The sequence below is a fragment of the Shewanella psychromarinicola genome, assembly GCF_003855155.1.
In the GTDB taxonomy this organism is placed as follows: Bacteria; Pseudomonadota; Gammaproteobacteria; order Enterobacterales; family Shewanellaceae; genus Shewanella; species Shewanella psychromarinicola.
Genome location: NZ_CP034073.1, coordinates 1,378,902 through 1,400,627, shown reverse-complemented (window position 1 = coordinate 1,400,627; position 21,726 = coordinate 1,378,902). Strand labels below are relative to the sequence as shown.

The window sequence follows — 21,726 nt, the reverse complement described above, 5'->3', positions numbered from 1 at the left end:
TTCTAGAGCGGACTTCGTCCTGCTAGGGACAGCTTCGCTGCTAAGATTTAATAGCCTCTGCAGCGTCCTAGCTTCTAGGCTTTTAGCTTGTATAGCATCTAGCAGCGAAGCGCTCTAGCCACTAGGCTTTTTAGCTCGTAAGGCTCTAGACTTTTGGCTTAGATAGACTGCCTAAAAGTTTTTACCGACAAATAAATAGAAAGCCGTTTCACCGCGGTCAGTAAAACCAAAGCCTAATGCCGCGGGGCCCCAATCGGTATCGGTACCTAAATACATACTACTGGCGAAAATCAAATCATCTAAAGCGACATCATCTCGCTCAAACCATACATTACCCGCTTCAAGGCTCGTCCCTAAGTACAAAGGTAAGTCGGTGATTAGTACATCACGGCCGAGATCATACTGATAGATCACCGCCGCAAAGACTTTATGCGCCCCGACTAAGGTATCTTTGCGAAAACCAGACAAGTTTAAAAACCCGCCTAAATCAGCAACATGTAAGGTAAAGTCACCATCATTCTCAACCGTAGCCAATTCCATTTTACCCACAATGGCATGATTACCGAGCTTTAACGCGCCTTTCCAGTCAGCCTCAAATTGCCAGGCTAAATCATCACTAGAAGTGTTGCCAACGTTACTTAAGCCCTTATAAGACTCATCTCTTAAATAGCTGACAAAGGTGATTCGATTACCCTCTGTCGGGAAGCTAATACTGTTAAGATTATCATAGGCCACTTTAAAATAGCCGCCGCTTGAATGATAGTTAAGCGAGTCAACCGAGCCAAACTCACTACTCACGCGGCCATCTTCAGTAATAAAACCTAATTCAATAATACCATCAGGGTCAAAGTTATAGCCTACACCTAAAACGATTTGAGCCACGCTATTTTCAAGTTCAACATAACGACTGTCTTGATCAAACAAATCCCAATCTTTCATTTCATATTGGAATCTTCCTAGGCTGTAAAATGTTTGGTCACGATCTAATGGTTGATAAAATTCAGTAGCCACTAACTTTCTATATCCCAGTTCTAATTCATTACGCCACTCGCCGCCATTTTCAGTCAAGTCGGTCATGGTATAAGCTAAGCTAAGGGTAATCGCTGAATCTAAGGTGAAGTCATCCTCCCAATTAAATCCCGCCTGGAAATAATTCGGCCCCCATGATTTGGCTTTGGTGGTGATGGTTAAAATTCGCCCTTGTTCAACATCTTCAAACTCCGCATCGACACGCTCAAATTTATTCAGCGAATACACTCGGTTTAGGGCTGAATCTAAATCCTCTTTGCTGAGCACAATACCTTCGGTAATCCCTAAACGCTCACGCAATAATTTCTCACTGACTTTTGATTGATTATCAAAAGCAATTTTGTAAATGGGTTTTTTAAGCGGATCTAACCAAAGTAGACTTTGTTGTAATTTATTCGCTTGATAAGCCAAATAATCTGATTCACTAATGCCAAGAGGCGCTAACTTCACCAACGCTAAATTGGCGGCATCTTCACCTAATTTAAGTGCCAACGGCATAATGGAAAAATCTGTGGTACTCAAACTATCAATAGCAGGACGAATTAAAATATCGCTTGAAGTCAGTAAGGTTTTTTGGCGCGCCGTGCTCGCTTGAGTCAAAATGGTTGAGAGTTGCTCTAATACGGCAAGGGTACTGTCTAAGTTTTCTTGTTTGGTCAGGGCAGATCCAATATCGACCGCGATGATAATATCGGCACCCATAGCTTTGACTACATCAACAGGCATATTGTTAGCAATGCCACCATCAACGAGTAAACGACCGTCAATAAGCGCAGGCTGCAGCGCGCCCGGTACAGTGGCAGAGGCTTGCATCGCTTGTACTACACTGCCGCTAGATAACACTACGGCTTCGCTGGTCGCTAAATCAGTCGCTACCGCCCGATAAGGAATGGCAAGTTCATCAAAGTCACCAAACTGTTCAACTAATCCTGTCGATTTACGCAGCAACTGCGACATACTCTGGCCACGCAACAAGCCGCTGGGTGAGGTTAAGCTATTATTGCTATAACCCACAGTGAGTGGAATATTAAACTGATCACGTTGCTGTTTATCACGGTAGCTTAATTTATCTCGCGGAATCGTATCTGAATAGCCTTTAGACCATTCACCATTAAGCATAATTTTTTCGATTTGGTCGGCGTTATAACCAAGCGCATACATGCCGGCGACATAGGCGCCAATACTGGTGCCAGCGATATAATCTACAGGGATATGATGTTTTTCAAGTACTTTCAGCACCCCAATATGGGCAGTACCTTTGGCGCCGCCACCACTGAGCACCAAGCCAATGGTCGGTCTTTCTTTAGTAGATATTTTGGCAGCATAGACTGGTTGCACCGCTAAGCTAAAGCAAATACAGCTAGCCAAAAACCAAGTCGTCAGGTTAAGGCGCAAAGTTTGTTGCATAAATCATTCCGAAAGTAAGTAAAAACAACTCATTCTAACAAAATTTGACCAATAGCCATACTAATGGATAGCAGCAGATGACACCAACCAGACAAAAGTGCACATTACTCATTAATCAGCATTTTTCGCTTAATGTCGAGTTCAAGTTCGGCTTTGGGCATCGGCTTGGCAAAATAATACCCCTGAATAACATGGCATCCTCGCTTAACCACTTGATCCAATTGCTGCTCCGATTCAACGCCTTCGGCGATAACGTCAAGGGATAGGTTTCGCGCTAATTCAATAATACTGCTCACAATAGCTTGATCGGCTTGATTGGAATCAATATGAATTAAAAACGAGCGATCAATTTTTAGGGTGTTCACTTGGAATGACCGCAAATAGGCAAGTGATGAATAACCGGTGCCAAAATCATCTATGGCAACATTAATACCTAACTGCTTAAGTGCGAGTAAGTGTTGGCTGGCAATATCGATCTCTTTCATCAATACACCTTCAGTAATTTCTACCGATAAACACCTTGCAGGCATTGCCGTTTGATGCAGTGTTGCGGTTAAAAAGTCGATAAAATCTGGCTGCCTAAAATGCATTGCCGATACGTTAACAGACACTTTTATCTCACTTTGATACTGTTGATGCCATCGAGCACCGTCGAGACAAGCTTGAGTCAGCACCCAGCGATCGATCTCAACAATCAAGCCACAGGATTCGGCAATACCAATAAACACATCGGGTCTGACCATGCCATCTTTTGGGTGTTTCCAACGGATCAAAGCTTCAACGCCTACGATTCTATTTTGTTGGTGAACATCGATCTGGGGCTGGTAATACACTTCAAACTCATTGCACAGTATCGCTCGATGCAAATCAGCTTCTAAGCGCAAATGGTATAATGCTTCTGCATTGCGCTCAGCGGAATAATATTGAAAATTCCCCCGGCCCTCTTCTTTTGCATGATACATGGCTAAATCGGCATTTTTTATCAAGGTCTCGGGGGTTTGATCATCACCAGACCAAATGCTAATGCCAATACTGGTCGAAATAAAGAATTCCCGCCCGTACAATTTAAAGGGCGTTTCGATTTGTTTTAATAGCTGTTTTGCAATGTGATTAATGGTATCGACATCTTTGGCGTCACGCAGCAAAATAACAAATTCATCACCACCAAAACGACACAACAAATGCTCTTCAGACAAACAAGACTGCAGTCGACTTGCGGCTTCAACTAACAATGCGTCACCCATACTGTGACCGTATGAGTCATTAACATGTTTAAATCTGTCGAGGTCTAAAAACAGTAGCGCTAAGGTTTCGTTCTGTTGTTTTGCCGTTTCAATAACCTGGCCTAATCGACGCGAAAACATCGCCCGATTAGCTAAGCCAGTTAACATGTCATTGTTTGCTAAGCGGCGCAGATGAAGCTCATTATGTTTACGCTCAGTGATATCTGAAAATACCACCACATAATGTAATGCAGAGCCATTTAAATTAAACATGGTCGACACATTTATCCATACAGGACATCGGCTACCATCACTACAATTAAATTCACATTCTCCGGTCCAAAAGAGCTCCTTATCAAACACATCATCCATGTCAAAAGGCTCTACAGTCTCAAACACTAAGTCGGAAAAAGGTTTGCCAGCTAAATCACTCTTTTTAGCCGCTAGAATTAAATTAGCAGCAGCATTACTAATTTTGATATTTTTATTCACGTCTAAAATCAACATGCCTTCGGAGGTATTCTCAAACGCTTGAGCTAATAAATTGACCTCACTTTCAAGTGCTCTTTGCTGAGTGATATCGGTATACATCCCTGCAGCGTGAATTAACCTTCCACTATTTTGATCAACCTCAATGGCGCGGCCTTTAATCCGCAGCCAATGCCATTGATGATCATGTTCATTTTGATATCGGTACTCAATATCAATCATGTCTGTTGCAGATAACAGCAACTTATTCCAGGCTTTAGTGATCAGCTCAATGTCATCTTGATGAATGGGAATTTCTTCTAGTTTCATTTCGATATACGGTATAGGACCCAGTACACCACCTCGATTATCTAATGATAAAAGTCGCGTATTGCCGTGCCACTCCCATAAGTCTGAATCGCTGCCTTTCAACGCTTGGCGCAAACGGTCATCACTTTGCAGCAATGCAACGTTCATTTTTTTAAAGCGATTGATCTGTCGCTGCCTAAACACCAATATCACTAATACAATAAGTAATAGGCTAAAGGTTAATGCACCTTTGAATTGTTGCGATCGCCACCAAAATTGCTTAACCATAAAGGGATACTGAAAGGGTTCGCTCGACCATACACCATTTCTTTTATATAACAGTTCAAGCACATACGCCCCTGCACTTAAACCGGTAATATTAATTTGTGACTGCCCTTCTAATAACACGTAATTCCCAGCGTCGGCGCCATTCTTAACCAGACGATACTGTAAGGTCATCGGCTTATTATCAAGGTAATCGAGAATGGCAATTTGAAAGCTAATTAAGTTGGCACCAGGTTCGACTTGCGACAATTGGCTTGGGATCAAAAAAACCGCGGTATTATTCTCATAATATACTGACACAGATTCAAGTATCACCTTGTCATTGACAGTACGTGGGGCCAGTTTATCAAGATCGATTAACATCGCGCCGTCTGGCGTACCGACATAAAATCCTTTATCAGGATCATAAAATTTTGCCGACTCATTAAATTCATCAGAAATGAATCCATCTTTATGGCTAAATGAACTGACTTTACCTGACGCTTTATTGACTTTAATGATGGCGCTAGCACAACCGATAATATGGTCCGTAGCCGTTTCTTGAAAAAAGAACACCACTTTACAGTCGATCTTCCACTGTTGATCAAGCGAAATAATCTCATCGGTCTGAGTATTGAATTGATAAATACCTTGCTGGGAAGTGCCTAACCAGATAACGCCTGGGGCCACTTGCATAATACTATTCATCGTTGGGAGATTAGTAAAATCGGCAAATACATCCACTTTAGAAACATATTCATCAGCAGTGGTTAAATAGCCAAAATGTTTACTGCCACTAATCCATAAATGATCCGCATCATCCCTTAATAAGGCTTTATATAGCGTATTACTTAATGACTGCTTACCATTTGATAGCGCTTGTAAGGTCAAATCATCATTACCCTCTTGCCAATAATACAAGCCTTTATTGGTGGTAAACCAAATCATATCGTTAAACAATTCGTCACGATAAATACCCATGACAATCCTATCGCTCAGCGACGCTTTGCCACCACTCCACTGAGCAAAATCAGTACTGGTATTGGTTAATTTATTGACCACATATAAGCCACTGGTGGTGGCTAACACAAGGTGCTGTGCGTCTAGGGATCCAATCCGATAAATACTGTCATTAAGTTCAAACCCGGCTGGGATTATCATGGTTGATGTTTGGTCAAGTGTATTAACCACAGACAAACCACCATCGGTACCTAACCACACCTTGTCGCCTTCACTGTATACCGACCACACCATTTCATTATCAAGTTGATAAGGCGGTTTTTTAGAGTAATCATCAATTAAAAATTCAGGTTTGCCCGCAATCACAGCAAGACCATCACCTGAACCACCAACCCACAACAACCCCTCTGCATCAACCGCCATATCATGAATGTAATCAATATTAGCTCTTTGTTTAAGTTCGTCACGGTATACGATTAGCTTGTTGTTTTCTTGGCTCCAAAAAATCAATCCTGCACGGCTTGAAATCCATAAATCACCATTAAGATCTTGCTCCATTTGCTCAACATAATAAGGAATTTCAGGCACCGATTGCAGTGTGAGCGTATTGGTATTGACCTTAAATAACCCTTTCGATGTCAGCATCCATACCCGCTGTTGTTTATCTTGAAACAGCTTTCTAATGGAACCGTTTTTATCCGACCATGGAAATACGCCGATGAAGGTCCCGTCAGCCTGATGAAGTTGCAGCACATGATCAGTGGAAAACAAATATTGCGCGTTGTTTAATTCAAGCGCGTTGCGCCAAGGTAAATTGTGATCTAATAAATGACTAGGGGATAAATACAATTGCTGAGAAGTATCATCAAAATAATAAACTTGGCCAGAATAAGCTAATATTAACAGCCGTCCATCGAGCTGACGCTGAGTCGCTGCCACGCGAATACTGTTATTAATATTAGTGACATCATTGTCTTTAGGCTTAAGCAACAAGCTAAACTGATTATCTAAAATACTGTATAAATATAACGAGGAATTGGTGCCAATAAGTAAATGGTCTTGGCCAGAATTAACGACGGTAGAGATGAGCTCATCATCAAGAACTGAATCAAAACCGACTTTATCGATGCGCCTAACTTTATTATTACTAACCCGATACAAACCTTGCTGAGTCGCCAACCAAACAAATCCATAATGGTCAAAGCTTATATCTTGGATCGTGGCATTGGCTAACCCATCGCGCGCAGTAAACACTCGCTGAACGATATCTGCTGCACTCGCTGGAGCAGCGCTGAATAAGTAAAAAATCACACTAACAAAGCAACAGATTACCGCTTTTATCATAAATTAAGCCTATACCTCGAAAAGAAAATATTTGTACTCATCGTCAACATCAGCCGATGAGACTACCGCGGCCAGCATTATTATTTAACGGCTCTGCAGTTGGAACAAACAATATAATCTTTTAAACGGAAACAAAAATAATCCTGTATAACGTCTGACAAGTTATTTTTTAGCGAGTTTATCTATCTTTTTTTTATAAACAATATTAATGTTTTAACATGATTATGTTTATAAAGTAATACTTTCAGCTAAGACTCCTCCACAAAGTCAAATTGTAGGTAAAAAAAAGCACCCCTAGATAGGGGCGCCTTATGTCGTCAAGTATTAATTACTTCTTCTTAACCGCTTTAGGGTTAGGTAAATCAGTAATTGAACCTTCATACATTTCAGCCGCTAAGCCAACTGATTCATGTAATGTCGGGTGAGCATGGATCGTTAATGCTAAATCTTCAGCATCACACCCCATTTCAATGGCTAGGCCAATTTCACCTAATAATTCACCACCGTTAACGCCGACAATAGCACCACCGATCACCCGGTGAGTCTCTTTCTCGAAAATTAACTTAGTCATACCTTCGCTGCAATCTGATGCGATTGCACGGCCGCTTGCTGCCCACGGGAACGTAGACGTTTCGTAAGCAATGCCTTGCTCTTTCGCTTCTTTCTCAGTGAGGCCGACCCATGCAACTTCAGGGTCTGTGTAAGCAATTGATGGAATAACTTTAGGATCGAAATAGTGCTTCAAGCCCGAAATCACTTCAGCGGCAACATGACCTTCATGCACACCTTTGTGAGCCAACATAGGTTGGCCAACGATATCACCGATAGCATAAATATGCGGTACGTTGGTACGTAACTGCTTATCAACATTAATAAAGCCACGCTCATCAACATTAACACCGGCTTTTTCAGCAGCCAGAGACTTACCATTAGGTGAACGACCAATGGCGACTAATACTGCATCATAACGTACAGGTTCTGCAGGCGCTTTCTTGCCTTCCATTGTGACGTAAATACCGTCATCTTTGGCTTCAACCGCAGTCACTTTCGTTTCAAGAATAAGGTTAAACTTCTTCTTAATTTGCTTAGTGAATACACGAACAACGTCTTTGTCTGCAGCGGGAATAACTTGGTCAAACATTTCAACCACGTCAATTTCACTGCCTAAAGAAGCGTATACGGTGGCCATTTCTAGACCAATAATACCGCCACCCATCACTAATAACTTACCTGGAACTTCTTTCAGTTCTAGTGCATCAGTCGAATCCCAAATACGTGGGTCTTCATGGGGAATAAACGGTAATTTAATGGGACGTGAACCGGCAGCAATAATGGCTTGTTCAAACTGAACCACTGTCACTGTGCCATCTTCTGCAGTGACTTCTAAGCTATTAGGGCCAGTAAATTTACCAAAACCATTAACCACATCAACTTTACGCATTTTAGACATTCCGCCTAATCCGCCGGTTAACTGTCCAACAACTTTATTTTTAAAGCCACGTAATTTGTCTAAATCAATCTTTGGCTCACCAAAAACGATGCCATGATCAGCAACCGCTTTGGCTTCTTCAATGACTTTTGCTACATGCAATAGTGCTTTTGAAGGAATACAGCCAACGTTCAGACACACACCACCAAGGGTACTGAAACGCTCAACAATTATGGCGTCTAAGCCTAAGTCAGCAGCACGAAACGCCGCAGAATAACCTGCTGGGCCTGCCCCTAGTACGACTACTTGAGTTTTAATTTCGTTACTCATGATTTCCTCTAATCTTGTTCATTCCGTGTGAAAGACGGATCGGCCCAAATGTCGATGTCGCCAGCTTGAAACTTACGTTTCACGTCCAATTTCCATTCAGTTGTTAACTAAAAAATTGGGATGGGCGCATTTTATACTCAAATCAATTTGTTTGAAACCGATCACAATAAAAAGGTCGCTCTTATGAGCGACCTTTGGGGTTATAAAATCAATGTGCGAATGTCTGATAATATTGCAGATAAGGTCACACTAAAGCGTGCAGCCATCGCCCCATCAATAACGCGATGGTCATATGACAAGGATAAGGGCAACATTAATTTAGGTTGAAACTCTTTACCGTTCCACTTTGGCTTAATTTCAGATTTTGACACCCCTAAAATCGCCACGTCTGGGTAGTTAACAATCGGCGTAAACGCCGTACCGCCAATACCACCTAAACTTGAAATAGTAAAACAGCTACCTTGCATATCAGCCGACTTTAACTTGCCATCACGAGCGCGGATAGAAATATCGGTTAATTCACGCGACAATTCTACAATGCCTTTTTTATCGACATCACGAACCACAGGAACCATTAAGCCATTTGGGGTATCTACAGCCACACCAATATGGAAATATTTCTTTTGGATAAGTGACTCACCGTCACTGCTTAAGCTCGAGTTAAACACAGGGAACTCAGCCAATGCTTTGGCAACCGCTTTCATCATGAACACCAATGGGGTGATCTTGTAATCGGCTTTTTTCTTCGCAGCAAGCTCGTTTTGTTGCTTACGGAAGGCTTCCATCTCAGTGATATCAGCTTCGTCAAACTGGGTAACATGTGGAATGGTAACCCAGTTGCGATGTAAGTTAGGACCCGATAATTTCTGGATCCGGCTTAATGGCACTTCTTCCACTTCACCAAACTTACTGAAATCAACCTTAGGCGCAGCAATCACGTTTAAGCTGCCAGCACCACCAGCAACCGCCGTAACAGCTGAAGCTTTAGGACGTGACAACTCGTACTTAACAAACGCTTGTACGTCTTCTTTCAAAATACGCGCTTTACGGCCAGTACCAGACACCTGGCTTAAATCAACACCAAATTCACGCGCTAAACGACGTACCGCAGGTGATGCATGTGCTACACCTGTTGACGTAGGCTTCGCTGCACTTGGATGATACGGCACTGGCGGAGTTGATGGACGACTTGCCGCTATGGTTGGCGCTGGCGCTGCGGGTGCAGGTTCAGCTTGCACTGGAGCCGCTTGGGCTACTGGCGCAGTACTTGTGGTTTCAATCGTAGCAATTAAGCTACCTTGAGACACTTTATCGCCCACTTTAACGGTTAACGACACTAACTTACCGGCAAATGGGGCCGGTACTTCCATGGTCGCTTTGTCAGTTTCAAGGGTAATTAAGCCTTGATCTAGAGTGATGTCATCACCTATAGAAACCAACACTTCGATAATATCAACATCACTAGCGTCGCCAATGTCAGGTACATGAATTTCTTGTACTTGAGTTGTCGTTGCGGCTTGTGCTGCAGGAGCCTGAGCCGCTTGAGCAACCGGTGCAGCTGCTTGTGGCGCAGATTCAACAGGTGCTGCTGCAACAGGCGCAGAACCGGCCACTTCTAGCGTGATAACCAATGAACCTTCAGACACTTTGTCGCCCAAGGCCACTGTCACAGATTTAACCACACCTGCTTTAGGTGACGGTACATCCATGGTGGCTTTATCGGTTTCTAAGGTAATCAGACCCGTATCAACATCAATGCTATCGCCAACAGCAACCAGAACTTCAATAATAGACACATCGGTGTCACCACCAATATCAGGTACTTTGACCTCAATCACTTCTGAACTGCCAGCACTTGGCGCAGTTACTGGAGTAGCTGCCACTGGCGTTACAGGTGCAGGAGCCGCAGCTTGGGCAACTGGCGCTTCTGCTTTAGGTGCTTCTGCTTTAACAGGCGCGGCGTCAGCAGCACTCATCATCGCGATTAACGTGCCTTCAGACACAGTATCACCTACAGCAATCTTTAATTCTGCCAAGGTGCCAGCAAAAGGTGCTGGAATGTCCATGGTTGCCTTATCGCTTTCAACTGTGATGATTGACGCTTCTTTTTCAAGAAAATCACCCACTGCAGCACAAATTTCAATAACTTGTACGGCGTCAGTATCGATATTAGGAACCAAAATTTCTTTTAATTCAGCCATTTTGTATCCCCTTACGCTAACTGTGGGTTGATCTTATCAGCATCAATGCCATATTCAGCGATGGTTTTCGTTAACACATCAACAGGCATTTCATTACGATCAACAAGTGACTTCAGCGCCGCAATAACAATAAACTTGGCATCCACTTCAAAGTGATGACGTAAGTTTGCACGGCTGTCGCTGCGACCAAAACCATCGGTACCCAACACTTTATAATCTGTTGGTACAAAAGCACGTAATTGCTCGCCGTATATTTTCATATAGTCGGTAGCCGCAATTACAGGCGCATCTGACGATAACACTTGACTGACATACGCTTGCTTAGGCTCTGCGGTTGGGTGCAACATGTTCCAACGCTCAGCAGCTTGACCGTCACGGGTTAACTCGTTAAAGCTGGTCACACTGAATACGTCGACACTGACACCAAAGTCTTTGGCTAATGCTTGTGCTGCATTGCGAACTTCTTCAAGAATAGTACCGCAACCCATTAACTGAACTTTACCTTTACCACTACCAGCAACAGACTCAAGCTTATAAATACCTTTGACAATACCTTCTTCAGCACCGGCTGGCATTTCTGGCTGCACGTAGTTTTCGTTCATGGTGGTTAAGTAGTAGTAGATATCTTCTTGATTTTCGCCATACATACGACGAATACCATCTTGTACTACCACCGCAATTTCATAACCATAAGTAGGATCATAAGAAATACAGTTTGGAATCGTGTTCGCCAACACGTGGCTGTGACCATCTTGATGCTGTAAACCTTCGCCGTTCAATGTTGTACGGCCTGAAGTACCACCCACTAAGAATCCACGCGCACGCATATCGCCTGCGGCCCACGCCATATCACCAATGCGTTGGAAACCAAACATTGAGTAATAAATGTAGAAAGGAATGGTTGGCATATCGTTAACAGAGTAGCTTGTTGCTGCAGCAACCCAAGATGACATCGCGCCTAATTCATTGATCCCTTCTTGCAATACTTGACCGGTTTTATCTTCACGGTAGTAAGCAACTTGATCAGAATCTTGTGGGATATATTTTTGGCCTTCATGAGCATAAATGCCCACTTGACGGAATAAACCTTCCATACCAAAAGTACGCGCTTCATCAGGAATAATCGGCACAATGCGCTTACCGATTTTTTTGTCTTTTAATAACGCCGTTAATACTCGAACAAACGCCATAGTTGATGAAATTTCACGGCCATTTGAGCCTTTCAAAATCGAATCAAAAATCTTCAATGAAGGGATCTCTAACTCTTCAGTGAATTTTTCACGACGTTGTGGTAAATAACCTAATAACGCTTCACGGCGACTCTTCAAGTATTTCACTTCTTCAGAGTCTGGACCTGGATGATAAAAAGGCAGATCTTCTAACTTGTCATCCGGGATCGGAATATTGAAACGGTCACGGAAATGACGGATAGAATCGACACCCATTTTCTTGACGTTGTGAGCGATGTTTTTACCTTCACCCGCGTCACCTAAACCGTAACCTTTAACCGTTTTGGCTAGGATAACCGTTGGACGGCCTTTGGTTTTTTGTGCATGTTCAAGGGCAGCGTAAACTTTAACCGGATCATGACCACCACGGTTTAAGCGCCAAATGTCATCATCTGACATGTTAGCCACCATTTCGGCCGTTTCAGGGTACTTACCAAAGAAATGCTCACGGGTCCATGCGCCGCCTTTGGCTTTACAGTTTTGGTATTCACCGTCTACGGTTTCTTCCATTAACTGTAATAACTTACCGCTGGTATCACGGGCCAATAATGGATCCCAATAACGACCCCAAATCACTTTAACGACTTCCCAGCCTGCGCCGCGGAATTCGCCTTCAAGTTCTTGGATAATTTTACCGTTACCACGGACAGGGCCATCAAGACGCTGTAAGTTACAGTTAACAATAAACACTAAGTTATCTAATTCTTCACGTGCCGCTAAACTAATAGCACCTAATGCTTCTGGTTCATCACACTCACCGTCGCCTAAGAAACAGTAAACCGTTTGCTTAGAGCAATCTTTTAAACCACGGTCAGTTAAATACTTCAAATAACGCGCTTGGTAAATCGCTTGAATAGGACCTAGGCCCATCGATACCGTCGGGAACTGCCAATAAGTAGGCATTAACTTAGGATGCGGGTATGAAGAAAGACCTTTGCCATCGACTTCTTGACGAAAATTAGCCATTTGTTCTTCAGTAATACGCCCTTCAAGGAATGAACGCGCATAAATACCGGGTGCGATATGACCTTGGAAATACACCAAGTCACCACCATCTTGCTCATTAGGTGCGCGGAAGAAGTGGTTAAAACACACATCATAAATCGTCGCACTAGAAGCAAAACTTGAAATATGGCCACCAAGCTCTAAATCTTTCTTAGAACCACGTAACACCATCGCCAAGGCATTCCAACGGATAATCGCCCGAATACGGCGTTCCATTTCTTGGTTGCCGGGCATATTTGGCTCTTGGCCTGCAGGAATGGTGTTTAAGTAAGCAGTTGTTGCATTGTAAGGTAAGTGAGTACCGTTACGACGCGCTTTATCGATTAATTTTTCGAGTAAAAAGTGTGCTCGTTCAGACCCTTCTTGCTCTAGTACAGCTTGCAGAGCATCAACCCACTCTTGGGTTTCTGATGGATCTAAATCTTGAAGCATATCTTCAGACATATCGCAGTCCTTCTCTATATACGGGTTATATTTCGGCTTTAGTTGCTGCTTGTTGACACAGCAACTCAGTTACGCGCCGCTCTTTAAACGGCGCAAACTACGTTGCAACCGACTGTCTTCTTTTCTTACCGACAACATGATTTCTTCGATATAGCTTAAATGCTCATTCGAAGCTTCGCGCGCGGCGTCGGGGTCCCGGCGTATAATCGCAGCCAGTAACGCGCGTCTGTGATCATTTGCCATGGTGGAAGCGTCTTGGCTTTTGCTTAAAAGCTCCAAATTTTGTGCCACATTTTTGTGCAGCACGGGGGTTAAACTCAATACTAAATGCAGCATGGCAACATTATGTGACGCCTCAGCAACTGCGCGATAAAAACGCACAATAGCAGCCGCTTTCGCTTCAACATTAGTTGCCGCTTCTAGCTCAATAATGCGATTTTGGATATTTTGCATATCCGCATCATTGCCGCGCAGCGCAGCATAATACGCCATCATGCCTTCAGTGGCGTGACGAAATTCGAGTAAGTCATACTGACTTTCAGAATCGTTATGCATTAATTCAACAATAGGATCGGCAAGACTTTGCCAAAGTTGTTCTTTAACGTAGGTGCCACCGCCTTGACGACGCATGAGCAAGCCTTTAGCTTCTAATTTTTGAATCGCTTCACGTAATGAAGGACGAGACACTTCAAATTGCACCGCGAGTTCGCGTTCAGGAGGTAGTTTTTGACCCGGCTGCAAACTGCCTTCGAGGATCATTCGCTCTAATTGTTCCATGATCACATCAGAAATTTTTGGCTGGTTGATCTTAATATAAGCCATTTTGCGCTCAGTTCCTTAACAAGCAATTGTCAATTGGTCTTACCAATTAATATGAGAGAGCGCACTTTATCAAATCATACAAGCCATGTCTAGTTATCAGAATACTGACAAAAGAGAGCTGCGTCGTTTAAAACGCTCATGCCTAGAGCATAACCTATATTTCTGTTCTAAGGGTCAGACTATTTATCCATATTAGCCTCAATACTGGATAAGCGTTGGGATAAATCGTTAAAGAAGCCTAGATGCTATAAAAGCTAAAAGCCTAGATACTAGAGCGCTACGCTGCTAGAGGCTATAAAATCTTAGCAGCGAAGCTGTCCTAGCAGGACGAAGTCCGCTCTAGAAGCGCAGCGACCCTAGCAGGACGTAGTCCGCCCTAGAAGCGCAGCGACCCTAGCAGGACGTAGTCCGCCCTAGAAGCGCAGCGCACTATCCGCGTAGCGGCCTAAAACCTAGCTAACAACACCAAAAATGGTTAATACAGAAACCAACGTCAGCAGCAACACAAAATTACGTTTACTCAATGCCAGTAATGCCAATGTGGACTGCACACTCAGTGGCGCATCCCCTGCTTCAGGTAAAGACTCAGCCGCCACCGCTGTATTGGTCACTATGGTTTTTGCATCAATATTGACACTTAAACCATATTGCCGCCACGCACTTAAGCCTTCGCTAAACTGGCCACTTAATACATAGCCAAAACTAAACACCCGACTTGGCAACCAATCAAATAACATCTGTAAATGATCGACCAATGGCATTTCAAGCTTATTCTTACTGTTGTACTCACTGTAAAAACGCACAGTACAGTATAATATTGCACCTACCGGCCCTAAAAATATCAAATACAATGCAACGGCACCGTAATAGCGGTAATTAAGCCAAGCAACTGTTTGCCCCACTTTACAGCCTAAATCCTGTTCATCCACCACGTCTAAACAGTCACTACAATCCAACTCGCCGGCATAACGATAACAAGCTTGTACGTCGCCACGACATGCCGCCTGGATATACTGTTTAAACACGCCTCGTAATGATTGGTGACTAAAACAAATAATGGATATCAGTACCCAAAATAACAAACTCAATATATCAAAAAATATACCATCGAGTAGAAAACTGATCACAAACACCAATAAAGCCGGCAGCACAATCGCCATCGCAACGCTAAATGCTGATTTAAGTGATTGGCTATCCCAAAACTTTTTTTGGTAACGCGTCATAACGCTATCGAACTGCCAACCACTTGGCAGCAGCTTCAAACGTTCAACTAAAATTGCCACTAATAATGAAAATAACGCCATGAATATCCTTTTTACTTCTATTCAGTTACAGCTGTCATCATTGAAGGACTGTGGTGTAAGTGGGCGGAGCCTGCAAGTACCCTGTAACGCATAGCGAAACACATAACGAGTAACACAAGCTATGCCACAAATGCTTACTTAAACAGTTGCAATGGCCTGTTGATATCGCGACCAATCAAAACTGAAACCAGGGTCTGTTTTACGCCCAGGAGCGATATCGCAATGGCCAACAATATTATTTACCTTAATCATAGGATACTGCGCCATTAACTCCAATGTTAACAGGATTAATTGCTGGTATTGCTCGTCGGTATAGCCACTACTATCTGTGCCTTCCAGTTCGATGCCAATGGCAAAGTCGTTACAGCCCTTCCGCCCCTTGAACTCAGAAACCCCAGCGTGCCATGCTCTGTCATCACAACCAACATACTGCACCACTTCACCATCGCGCCTAATTAAAAAATGCGCCGAGACTTGCAAGCCAGCCAACTGAGCAAAACTGTCGTCTGCATCAATATCCAAGCAACCTTGAAATAGTTCATCAATATGCGGTAAACCAAAACACCCCGCAGGCAAGCTAATATTGTGGATCACCAACAAGCTGACCTCATTGTTGGGTCGTGGATTAAAATGTGGCGAAATACATGGTCTCGCGCTGGCCAACCAACCTTGTTGTAATAAGCCTTTTGGCATACGCCTCCTTAAACATAACTATCTAACCAGAAAATAAACTTAACAGTATTAAACCACAATACCAATGCTGATTATCCCTAGGGGCTAGGCCGCTTCGCTACTAGGCCTCTACGCGGATAGTGCGCTGCGCTTCTAGGGCGGACTGCGTCCTGCTAGTTACTAGAGCGTGACTACGTCACTGCTAGAGTCGCTGCGCTGCTAGGACGGACTGCGTCCTGCTAGGATCTAGAGCGTGACTACGTCACTGCTAGGATCGCTGCGCTGCTAGGGCGGACTGCGTCCTGCTAGTTACTAGATCGTGACTACGTCACTGCTAGGATCGCTGCGCTGCTAGGACGGACTGCGTCCTGCTAGGATCTAGAGCGTGACTACGTCACTGCTAGGATCGCTGCGCTGCTAGGGCGGACTGCGTCCTGCTAGTTACTAGAGCGTGACTACGTCACTGCTAGGATCGCTGCGCTGCTAGGGCGGACTGCGTCCTGCTAGTTACTAGAGCGTGACTACGTCACTGCTAGGATCGCCGCCCTAGCAGGACGGACTGCGTCCTGCTAGTTACTAGAGCGTGACTACGTCACTGCTAGGATCGCTGCGCTTTTAGAGCGGACTACGTCCTGCGAGGGCAGCTTCGCTGCTAGGGCGGACTGCGTCCTGCTAGGGACAGCTCCGCTGCTAAGATTTTATAGCATCTAGCAGCGCAGCGCTCTAGTCTCTAGGCTTTCGCTTTTTATCGTATGTCATCGCTTGCTATCGCTCGTCACCAAGATTTTATAGCATCTAGCAGCGCAGCGCTCTAGTCTCTAGGCTTTCGCTTTTTATCGTATGTCATCGCATGCCACCGCTCGTCACCAAGATTTTATAGCCTCTAGCCGCGTAGCGTCCTAGCAGCGAAGCGATCTAGGCTTTTAGCTTTTAGATGCATAAAAGTGTCAGTATATAGCCAAGTTATGCTAATCTTTAACAAATGCTTTTCGCAACAAACACCCCATTGAACACTCTGTTGAACAAGGTTATCATTTAGCCTTATCACGTTCTTTAGCAAGGACTTAGCTTATGTTAGAAAACGATATCCGTCATGCTGTGCAAACAGCGCTTGATGAAGACTTAGGTCACACGACCCATAATACTATCCACGACATGCTTAATGCCGATATTACTGCCCAGCTTATCCCAGCAGACAAACATGTTTCAGGCGCGTTAATCACCCGCGAAGATGGGGTTTTTTGTGGTAAAGCGTGGGCAGAGCAAGTCTTTAATCAACTGGGCAGTGAAGTGGTGCTGCATTGGCATGTTGATGACGGTGATTTAATTGTGGCCAATCAATTGCTATGCGAACTCTCTGGCCCAGCACGGGCTATTTTAACGGGCGAACGTACTGCAATGAACTTTATTCAAACCTTGTCAGGGGTTGCCAGCTTAACAAAGTTGTACGTGAATAAGCTCGTGGGTACTCATACCCAATTACTCGATACCCGCAAAACCATCCCAGGCCTGCGCACCGCCCAAAAATACGCAGTCACCTGCGGCGGCGGCAGAAACCACCGCATAGGCTTATTCGATGCTTTCTTAATTAAAGAAAACCACATTATGGCTTGCGGCGGCATCTCCCAAGCCATTACAGCAGCGCGCACTTTAGACAGCCACAAACCAGTCGAAGTCGAAGTCGAGTCACTTGAAGAACTCACTCAAGCACTCGATGGCGGCGCCGATATTATTATGCTCGATAATTTCGACGTGACTATGATGGTCGACGCTGTCAGCCTTAATAATCGCTACAAAGACCAAGGTAACGGCGCAAAATTAGAAGTCTCAGGCAATGTCACCTTAGACACTCTAGCCTCTTTCGCGCAAACGGGAGTAGATTACATCTCTGTCGGCGCACTGACTAAGCACGTAAAAGCCTTAGATTTGTCGTTGAGATTGAAAAGTTAACCATAAAAGCTAAGGTGCTAGGGCGTGACTACGTCACTGCTAGGATCGCTGCGCTGCTAGAACGGACTGCGTCCTGCTAGGACAGCTTCGCTGCTAAGATTTTATAGCCTCTAGCCGCGTAGCGTCCTAGCAGCGAAACGATCTAGGCTTTGTGCTTTTTGCTTGTATAGAATCTAGCAGCGTAGCGCTCTAGTATCTAGGCTTTTAGCTTTTATAGCCTCTAGCAGCGTAGCGCTCTAGCCTCTAGGCTTTTAGCTTTTATAGCCTCTAGCCTCTAGCCTCTAGGCTTTTAGATTTTAGCTTGGGTATAAACCTGTCAGATTTCTCCCCCCAAAAGCGCCAATAAAACGCCTTTGTTGCTTTTTTGTCAAAAAAACACTTCTTAACCTAGAGAAGTCAAAAATAATTTATCGTATAATGTACGGAAAATGTGAAATTAGAGCGTTTTTAGACATTTATTTTTTATTTAGCCGTTAACCCTATTCCATTTTGTAACCGTTTATATTAACGTTTACCTCGGCGAGTTGGCCTTTCAGCCATGCACTGTACTCGTTAGATTGTAAATAACGTCAAAATACTAACAATTAATTAACCTTTACTTTGTAACCACACTAGCAGATGTTATTTTGTATCTTGTTAACATTGACCTATTTACTCTATGTTTACCACTCAGCCTAAATGCTCTATTAAATAAATAATCGGCTAGCATTGTTTGCGGTTAACATGGTTATTACCTATGTGTTGTATATTGTGCCATTGTGCCATTGTGCCATTGTGCCAAAAACAGCATAGACAGAGATAACCATGGTCAACACAAGTAACGCTGGCACTATAATAATCGTGGTCATCTAGTATCTAGCACCACACAATTGTGCTTTACGGTTTTAGGCAAATGGAATGCCAACTACTCCACCTAGTTACTAACATTAGTTACTAGCATTAGTTACTAGTCTAAGTGAAGTTTATAGTTATCGAGGATTGAGACTACCCCAGCCTATTTTACGGAGAGAAAAATGAAAGGTATCAACCAAATCAAAAATGCTAAGGGTTTCACCCTTATCGAATTAATGATCGTAGTAGCGATCATCGGTATCCTCGCAGCAATCGCATTGCCTGCGTATCAGGATTATGTTGCTAAAGCGAATGCAACTAACGCAGTGGCCTCTATGAGCGGCTCTAAAATCAAGATAGGCGAGCGTTATTCTGTATATAACACTCTTGATTGTGGTGCAATAGCCGCTGTCGCCGGTAATAACCCTGCTTTAACAGCCATTGCATATTGTAAATCAGCAGGTGTCATTGAAACAACAGTAAGCGGCATCACAGCAACATTAACTGGTGCAGCTATGGCTAATGGAGACTTAGGCTGGACATGTGTACTTACAGGAACTAAAGCTGTAGCTATCAAAAACTGTTCAGTCTAATTTCTAAGTTTTTACTCTTGTCATTTATTTTGTAATACTGGAGGTAGTAAATCTACCTTCAGTATTATGCCCATAAGGCAATTCTTTATGACATCATCAGCTTTGCACTTAGGTCTCTCGACCTTATTTATTCGCAAAGGTTTACTTAGTGAGGAGTTGATTGCAAATGCAATTGCAGAATCACGTAAATCAAAGCAGTCATTAGTCACCACGTTAATTACCACTAAAATGCTTTCAGCAAGAGAAATTGCTGAACTTTGCTATGAAGAATACGGTACGCCACTGCTTGACTTAAATGAGTATGATATAAACAGTATTACCGAAGATTTACTGAATAAAAAACTGATTGAGAAACACAAATGTTTACCGTTATTTAAACGTGGTAACAGGCTTTATATCGCCACCTCCGATCCTACTAACATTGCCGCACTGGAAGATTTTCAATTTAGCCTAGGTTTGCATGCAGAGGCTATTCTAGTTGAAGACGACAAACTGCTTAAAGCACTAGAAAAGATCATCGAAGATGATATATCAGGACTAGATTTAGCCGGTGTCGACGAAGAAGCTCTTGCAGGTATTGAAGTCGCTAATACCGAAAGACGTGATGAGCCGACCGGTGACAGCAGCGACGATGCCCCCATTGTGATTTATATTAATAAGATTTTAACCGATGCAATCCGTAAAGGCGCCTCAGATTTACATTTTGAACCCTATGAGAAGCGTTACCGCATTCGCTTTCGTATCGACGGTATATTACATGAAGTATCTGAACCACCAGTCAATCTGTCCAACCGGATTTCAGCCCGCTTAAAAGTCATGTCGAAACTCGATATCGCCGAGCGCCGCTTGCCTCAAGATGGCCGCATAAAAATGAAGCTGTCGCGGACCAAGTCTATCGATTTTCGTGTTAGTAGCTTGCCGACCATTTGGGGCGAGAAAATCGTAATGCGTATTTTGGATTCATCTTCCGCCCAGCTGGGGATTGAAAAGCTCGGCTATGAAGATGATCAAAGGCTGTTATACGAAGAAATGCTCGCTAAACCTCAAGGGATGATTTTAGTCACCGGGCCTACCGGTTCCGGTAAAACCGTGTCCTTATATACTGGCCTTAATATTCTTAATACCGAAGAGCGCAATATTTCTACCGCCGAAGATCCGGTCGAAATTAACCTCGAAGGGGTCAACCAGGTTCACATTAATTTAAAAGCGGGCTTAACCTTTGCTTCTGCATTGCGCTCATTCTTACGACAAGATCCCGATGTGGTGATGGTGGGTGAGATCCGCGACTTAGAAACTGCCGAAATAGCGATTAAAGCGGCCCAAACCGGCCATTTAGTGTTATCAACGCTGCACACTAACTCGGCAGCAGAAACCTTGACTCGTTTGATTAATATGGGCGTACAGGGTTATAACATTGCCAGCTCAGTCAATTTAATTATTGCCCAACGCCTTGCCAGACGCTTATGCCCGGAATGCAAGCATGAAGAAGAAATTCCACTTGATGAAATGCAACGCTTAGGCTTTACTGAAGCCAATATAGCCAAAGGCTTTACGGTATTTAAACCCGTAGGTTGTGAGCTTTGCTCAGGTGGCTATAAAGGCCGCGTCGGTATTTACGAAGTGATGAAAATGAGCGAGGAAATTGCTCGTACCATTATGGAAGGCGGTAACTCATTGCAAATTGCCACCCTCGCCAAGCAGCAAGGCATGCGCGATTTGCGCCAATCAGGGTTACTCAAAGTCATTCACGGCGTCACCAGTATCGCCGAAATTAACCGTGTCACTAGCTTTTAATTCCGCTATAGTCAAACAGTTATACTTATTCAGCTATAGTCATTCGACCATTTAATGGGTTATTTATCATTAACAATAATGCTTTAACCTGGATGACGCTCAATAATAAAAGGATTGG

11 protein-coding genes are annotated in these 21,726 nt (G+C 43.6%); 3 read left to right on the top strand and 8 right to left on the bottom strand.

The window, feature by feature from the left end; all coding sequences use genetic code 11:
* Positions 1-171: 171 nt before the first annotated feature.
* The 8 genes from EGC80_RS06090 to ampD all read right to left on the bottom strand — a co-directional run bounded on the left by EGC80_RS06090 (position 172) and on the right by ampD (position 16,461).
* Positions 172-2,436, bottom strand: coding sequence for a patatin-like phospholipase family protein (locus EGC80_RS06090; protein WP_124013434.1), 2,265 nt, complete (start codon positions 2,434-2,436; stop codon positions 172-174).
* A gap of 104 nt (positions 2,437-2,540) precedes the next feature.
* The gene (locus tag EGC80_RS06085) at positions 2,541-7,004 is read right to left on the bottom strand and encodes an EAL domain-containing protein (RefSeq protein WP_124013433.1); all 4,464 of its coding nucleotides are present in this window, start codon (positions 7,002-7,004) and stop codon (positions 2,541-2,543) included.
* Between the two features lie 328 nt (positions 7,005-7,332).
* The gene (lpdA, locus tag EGC80_RS06080) at positions 7,333-8,763 is read right to left on the bottom strand and encodes a dihydrolipoyl dehydrogenase (RefSeq protein WP_124013432.1); all 1,431 of its coding nucleotides are present in this window, start codon (positions 8,761-8,763) and stop codon (positions 7,333-7,335) included.
* 200 nt (positions 8,764-8,963) lie between these two features.
* Positions 8,964-10,964 (bottom strand): dihydrolipoyllysine-residue acetyltransferase, encoded by a 2,001-nt coding sequence (aceF, locus tag EGC80_RS06075; RefSeq protein ID WP_124013431.1) that lies wholly within the window; start codon positions 10,962-10,964, stop codon positions 8,964-8,966.
* An 11-nt stretch (positions 10,965-10,975) separates the two neighbouring features.
* Positions 10,976-13,642: a pyruvate dehydrogenase (acetyl-transferring), homodimeric type gene (aceE, locus tag EGC80_RS06070; RefSeq protein ID WP_124013430.1), complete on the bottom strand. Its 2,667-nt coding sequence runs from the start codon at positions 13,640-13,642 to the stop codon at positions 10,976-10,978.
* A 69-nt stretch (positions 13,643-13,711) separates the two neighbouring features.
* Positions 13,712-14,464, bottom strand: coding sequence for a pyruvate dehydrogenase complex transcriptional repressor PdhR (gene pdhR, locus EGC80_RS06065; protein WP_101033779.1), 753 nt, complete (start codon positions 14,462-14,464; stop codon positions 13,712-13,714).
* 452 nt (positions 14,465-14,916) lie between these two features.
* The gene (ampE, locus tag EGC80_RS06060) at positions 14,917-15,768 is read right to left on the bottom strand and encodes a beta-lactamase regulator AmpE (RefSeq protein ID WP_124013429.1); all 852 of its coding nucleotides are present in this window, start codon (positions 15,766-15,768) and stop codon (positions 14,917-14,919) included.
* A gap of 138 nt (positions 15,769-15,906) precedes the next feature.
* Positions 15,907-16,461 (bottom strand): 1,6-anhydro-N-acetylmuramyl-L-alanine amidase AmpD, encoded by a 555-nt coding sequence (gene ampD, locus EGC80_RS06055; RefSeq protein WP_124013428.1) that lies wholly within the window; start codon positions 16,459-16,461, stop codon positions 15,907-15,909.
* A gap of 1,050 nt (positions 16,462-17,511) precedes the next feature.
* Between ampD and nadC the strand changes: the two genes are divergently transcribed.
* From nadC to pilB, 3 genes are all read left to right on the top strand, one after another.
* The gene (gene nadC, locus EGC80_RS06050; RefSeq protein ID WP_124013427.1) at positions 17,512-18,390 is read left to right on the top strand and encodes a carboxylating nicotinate-nucleotide diphosphorylase; all 879 of its coding nucleotides are present in this window, start codon (positions 17,512-17,514) and stop codon (positions 18,388-18,390) included.
* Positions 18,391-19,403: 1,013 nt separating this feature from the next.
* Positions 19,404-19,814 carry a pilin gene (locus EGC80_RS22875; protein ID WP_206191865.1) on the top strand — a complete coding sequence of 137 codons (411 nt, stop codon included), beginning with the start codon at positions 19,404-19,406 and terminating at the stop codon, positions 19,812-19,814.
* Between the two features lie 87 nt (positions 19,815-19,901).
* Positions 19,902-21,608, top strand: coding sequence for a type IV-A pilus assembly ATPase PilB (pilB, locus tag EGC80_RS06040; RefSeq protein ID WP_124013426.1), 1,707 nt, complete (start codon positions 19,902-19,904; stop codon positions 21,606-21,608).
* Positions 21,609-21,726 lie beyond the last annotated feature (118 nt).